Here is a 5,883-nt window from a genome sequence, read left to right on the forward strand (position 1 = left end):
GCAAAAACCCCGCGGCGGGAGCTGCGGGGTTGCAAGTAAAGATGGTTGCGGGGGCAGGATTTGAACCTGCGGCCTTCAGGTTATGAGCCTGACGAGCTACCGGGCTGCTCCACCCCGCGACGGGGGAAATTGTGAATGGGTTTTCATATTCGCGGACTGTAATGCCTGGCGACGCCCTACTCTTCCACTGCTTGAGCAGTAGTACCATTGGCGCAGTCGGGTTTCACGGCCGAGTTCGGGATGGGATCGGGTGGGACACCGACGCTATGGCCACCAGGCAATAGAGTCCGCGAATACGACCCTCGACACGAGGCCGAGGGAATTGGGTATAAAATCGATGCGTGCACTGGCTGTATTGATGACCGCACTCTCAGTCATCAGCCCAGGGCTGATGGTGGGGGTGTGGAGCTCTCAAGCGCGAATAGGACAATTAGTATCGGTTAGCTCCATGCGTTACCGCACTTCCACATCCGATCTATCAAGGTCGTGGTCTTCGACCGTCCTGAGAAATCTTATCTTGAGGGAGGCTTCCCGCTTAGATGCTTTCAGCGGTTATCCCGTCCGTACATAGCTACCCTGCTGCGCCGTTGGCACGACGACAGGTACACCAGAGGTACGTTCAACCCGGTCCTCTCGTACTAGGGTCAACTCCTCTCAAATTTCGACGCCCACGGCAGATAGGGACCAAACTGTCTCGCGACGTTCTGAACCCAGCTCACGTACCACTTTAATTGGCGAACAGCCAAACCCTTGGGACCTGCTCCAGCCCCAGGATGTGATGAGCCGACATCGAGGTGCCAAACAACCCCGTCGATATGAGCTCTTGGGGGTTATCAGCCTGTTATCCCCGGCGTACCTTTTATCCGTTGAGCGATGGCCCTTCCACGAGGGACCACCGGATCACTATGACCGACTTTCGTCTCTGCTCGACTTGTCAGTCTCGCAGTCAGGCTGGCTTATGCCATTGCACTCTAACAGACGGTTTCCAACCGTCCTGAGCCAACCTTCGCGCGCCTCCGTTACTCTTTAGGAGGCGACCGCCCCAGTCAAACTACCCGCCACAGAGGGTCCCTGTACCGGTTTCACGGTACGAGGTTAGACATTAAACAACAACAGGGTGGTATTTCACCTATGGCTCCACACCGGCTGGCGCCAATGCTTCAAAGCCTCCCACCTATGCTACACAGTTCTTGTCCAATGCCACTCTGAAGCTGCAGTAAAGGTGCACGGGGTCTTTCCGTCTAACCGCGGGTACTCCGCATCTTCACGGAGAATTCAATTTCGCTGAGCATGTCCTGGAGACAGTGGGGAAGTCGTTACGCCATTCGTGCAGGTCGGAACTTACCCGACAAGGAATTTCGCTACCTTAGGACCGTTATAGTTACGGCCGCCGTTTACCTGGGCTTCATTTCAGAGCTTGCACTCCTCCACTTAACCTTCAGGCACCGGGCAGGCGTCAGGCCCTATACGTCGTCTTGAAGCCGACTTAGCAGAGCCCTGTGTTTTTGCTAAACAGTCGCTACCCCCTGGCCTGTGCCCCCCACAAAAGCTTGCGCTCATGTGGGGCCTCCTTCTTCCGAAGGTACGGAGGCAATTTGCCGAGTTCCTTCAGGACACTTCTCTCAAGCGCCTTGGTATACTCTACCTGACCACCTGTGTCGGTTTCGGGTACGGTCTATACGGTGGGGCTATTTCCCGGGACCTCTTCGAAGCACGTCCAATCCGATAAGGACGTACAACACACGAGATCCGTCACACACCACCAGGCCCACGAATATTAACGTGGTTCCCATCGACTACCCCCTTCGGGCTCGTCTTAGGGGCCGGCTCACCCTGCGCGGATTAGCCTTGCGCAGGAACCCTTGGTCTTTCGGCGAGAGGGCATCTCACCCTCTTTATCGCTACTCATGTCTGCATTCGCACTTCCGATACCTCCACGACCCATTACCAGATCGCTTCGCAGGCTTACGGAACGCTCCGCTACCGCGTACACAAAGTGTACACCCTAAGCTTCGGTGCGTGTCTTGAGCCCCGTTACATCTTCGCCGCAGAAACCCTTGTTTAGACCAGTGAGCTGTTACGCTTTCTTTAAAGGATGGCTGCTTCTAAGCCAACCTCCTGGTTGTTTTGGGATTTCCACATGCTTTCCCACTTAGACACGACTTGGGGACCTTAGCTGTAGGTCAGGGCTGTTTCCCTTTTGACGACGGACCTTAGCACCCGCCGTCTGTCTCCCGAGTATCACTCATAGGTATTCGGAGTTTGGTTAGTATTGGTAGATCTCGCGACCCCCGCAACCATCCAGTGCTCTACCCCCTATGGTGTCCGCTCGAGGCACTACCTCAATAGTTTTCGCGGAGAACCAGCTATTTCCCGGCTTGATTGGCCTTTCACCCCTAAGCACAACTCATCCGGTAACTTTTCAACGTTAATCGGTTCGGACCTCCAGTGCGTGTTACCGCACCTTCATCCTGGTCATGCATAGATCGCCGGGTTTCGGGTCTAATACTTCAAACTAAAGCGCCCTATTCAGACTCGCTTTCGCTGCGCCTACACCTATCGGCTTAAGCTTGCTTGAAACATTAAGTCACAGACCCATTATGCAAGAGGTACGCAGTCACCCCATAAAGAGGCTCCTACTGCTTGTAGGCAATCCGTTTCAGGTACTGTTTCACTCCCCTCATCGGGGTGCTTTTCACCTTTCCCTCACGGTACTAGTTCGCTATCGGTCATGTACGAGTATTTAGGCTTGGAGGGTGGTCCCCCCATGTTCAGACAGGATTACACGTGTCCCGCCCTACTCGAGTCCTTCATCATCACTTTCGCATACGGGGCTGTCACCCGCTATGGCCGAACTTTCCAGATCGTTCTGCTAGTTGAAATGAAGGCACTGGCCTGGTCCGCGTTCGCTCGCCACTACTAACGGAATCTCGGTTGATGTCTTTTCCTCCGGCTACTGAGATGTTTCAGTTCACCGGGTTCGCTTCTCGAAACCTATGTATTCAGTCCCAAGATACCTGAACCGCCTAACCCTCACAGAGCCGAACGCCGACACGCATGAAGCGTGCCGCCGAGCGGCTCAGCTAGGATTAAACGGATAGGTGGGTTTCCCCATTCGGAAATCGTCGGGTCACAGGTTGCTCACACCTCACCGACGCTTATCGCAGCGTGCCACGTCCTTCATCGCCTGTACATGCCAAGGCATCCACGAATTGCCCTTACCTCACGCTTGAGAGCCCACACCACCACCATCAACGCTGGGCTTGTCTCGCGACAAAGCCGACTCGGCAGAGCAGCATTGGGTAGCATCTCGGTGTGGTCATTAAATACTCAGCCAGATATTGTGAATTGCCAGCCCGTCCGCTTCGCTCGGGCGTTGCCGCCTTCGCTCTACTTTCAAAGCCGACACCTTCACGGCATCGATTTTAAAAACCCATTCACAATGTCAAAGATGAGGTGCGTACTACGCACCTCGTAACCGCTGCTTGCACAGCGGAACTGGTGTCTTCATCTCTAGGTATATGCAGGATGGTGGAGCCTATCGGGATCGAACCGATGACCTGATGCTTGCAAAGCAACCGCTCTCCCAGCTGAGCTAAGGCCCCATGTGCCAGCAGTGAGATGCGATAGCGAAACTATCGCACACATCTGCAAGCACGATCGGCGCGCAAAGCCTTGCGCCAGAGGGCGCGGCTTTGCCGCGTCCGGCGGCGTAAGGCCGGACCGGACGCCTGCGATGGTGGGCCGAGTAAGAGTTGAACTTACGACCTCACGCTTATCAGGCGTGCGCTCTAACCACCTGAGCTACCGGCCCGCACACGCTTGCGCCGTCAGTCGCAGCAAAGCTGCGCCTTATGGCGCGCTATCCTGCGCTGGCCGAGCTTGTTCACGTGCAAAATAGCTTCGCTATTTCGTCTCGTGAACTAACCTAGGATGAAGGGACATGAGGACGGCGGTTGGAATGTCTTTGGAATGGGAGGAAGCTCTTTCGAACCGAAGTCCGACGCTTTCCGCCGCTATCCTTAGAAAGGAGGTGATCCAGCCGCAGGTTCCCCTACGGCTACCTTGTTACGACTTCACCCCAGTCGCTGAACCCACCGTGGTCGCCTGCTCCCCTTGCGGGTTGGCGCAACGCCTTCGGGTGAATCCAACTCCCATGGTGTGACGGGCGGTGTGTACAAGGCCTGGGAACGTATTCACCGCGGCATGCTGATCCGCGATTACTAGCGATTCCGCCTTCATGCTCTCGAGTTGCAGAGAACAATCCGAACTGAGACAACTTTTGGGGATTAGCTCGCCCTCGCAGGGTCGCTGCCCACTGTAGTTGCCATTGTAGCACGTGTGTAGCCCAGCGCGTAAGGGCCATGAGGACTTGACGTCATCCCCACCTTCCTCCGGCTTATCACCGGCGGTTCCTTTAGAGTACCCAACCAAATGATGGTAACTAAAGGCGAGGGTTGCGCTCGTTGCGGGACTTAACCCAACATCTCACGACACGAGCTGACGACAGCCATGCAGCACCTGTGTTCCAGTCCCCGAAGGGAAGAAATCCATCTCTGGAAGTCGTCCGGACATGTCAAACGCTGGTAAGGTTCTGCGCGTTGCTTCGAATTAAACCACATGCTCCACCGCTTGTGCAGGCCCCCGTCAATTCCTTTGAGTTTTAACCTTGCGGCCGTACTCCCCAGGCGGATAACTTAATGCGTTAGCTGCGCCACCCAAGCACCAAGTGCCCGGACAGCTAGTTATCATCGTTTACGGCGTGGACTACCAGGGTATCTAATCCTGTTTGCTCCCCACGCTTTCGCACCTCAGCGTCAATACCAGTCCAGTCAGCCGCCTTCGCCACTGGTGTTCTTCCGAATATCTACGAATTTCACCTCTACACTCGGAATTCCACTGACCTCTCCTGGATTCAAGCGATGCAGTCTCAAAGGCAGTTCTGGAGTTGAGCTCCAGGCTTTCACCTCTGACTTACAAAGCCGCCTACGTGCGCTTTACGCCCAGTAATTCCGAACAACGCTAGCCCCCTCCGTATTACCGCGGCTGCTGGCACGGAGTTAGCCGGGGCTTATTCTCCCGGTACAGTCATTATCTTCCCGGGTAAAAGAGCTTTACAACCCTAGGGCCTTCATCACTCACGCGGCATTGCTGGATCAGGCTTGCGCCCATTGTCCAATATTCCCCACTGCTGCCTCCCGTAGGAGTCTGGGCCGTGTCTCAGTCCCAGTGTGGCTGATCATCCTCTCAGACCAGCTATGGATCGTCGGCTTGGTAGGCCTTTACCCCACCAACTACCTAATCCAACGCGGGCTCATCCTCAGGCGATAAATCTTTGATCTCGCGATATCATCCGGTATTAGCAGCCGTTTCCAGCTGTTATTCCGAACCTAAGGGCAGATTCCCACGCGTTACGCACCCGTGCGCCACTAAGGCCGAAGCCTTCGTTCGACTTGCATGTGTTAGGCATGCCGCCAGCGTTCGTTCTGAGCCAGGATCAAACTCTCAAGTTTGATGCTCGATTCGGCCCCGGTGGAATAACCGAAAACCAAACCGCTCACTTCAAGGAGCCAATTCCTGCACATCACATATTCAAGTGGATATGTAACGAGACATACGAACTGGCTTAAAGCTTATTAACGATCCCCGAGCACCTTGAATGCCCAGGACAACCGCCAAGCCGCCGCCCGCATGTCCCTTCATCTAAATCACAATGTCAAAGAGCCGACAACAAATACCGGCACCACTTCCGCCCCTGAACCCTTCCGGTCCAGAAACCCAGCGTGCCAGCATCTCAATGCCAGTACCACCCCGAAGCGCCACACTCAGTGGCCCGCTCCGTCGCGGTGAAACCCCTCTACCCATACACCATATTAGGGTCAA

Annotated in this window: 3 tRNA genes and 3 rRNA genes; all 6 read right to left on the reverse strand. The window is 55.2% G+C overall.

Annotated elements, in window-relative coordinates:
* Positions 1-42: 42 nt before the first annotated feature.
* Positions 43-119: transfer RNA gene (locus tag RN629_RS18025), tRNA-Met, on the reverse strand.
* A 44-nt stretch (positions 120-163) separates the two neighbouring features.
* Positions 164-278, reverse strand: a 5S ribosomal RNA gene (gene rrf / locus RN629_RS18030).
* 132 nt (positions 279-410) lie between these two features.
* Positions 411-3,232, reverse strand: a 23S ribosomal RNA gene (locus RN629_RS18035).
* Between the two features lie 297 nt (positions 3,233-3,529).
* A tRNA-Ala gene (locus tag RN629_RS18040) sits at positions 3,530-3,605 on the reverse strand.
* Positions 3,606-3,737: 132 nt separating this feature from the next.
* Positions 3,738-3,814, reverse strand: a tRNA-Ile gene (locus RN629_RS18045).
* Between the two features lie 212 nt (positions 3,815-4,026).
* Positions 4,027-5,513 (reverse strand): 16S ribosomal RNA (locus RN629_RS18050).
* The 16S, 23S and 5S rRNA genes sit together here with 3 tRNA genes alongside, the layout of an rRNA operon.
* Between the last annotated feature and the right edge of the window lie 370 nt (positions 5,514-5,883).

Origin of the sequence: Facivitalis istanbulensis, from assembly GCF_040560405.1 — a bacterium.
Classification (GTDB): domain Bacteria; phylum Pseudomonadota; class Alphaproteobacteria; order Sphingomonadales; family Sphingomonadaceae; genus Sphingomonas; species Sphingomonas istanbulensis.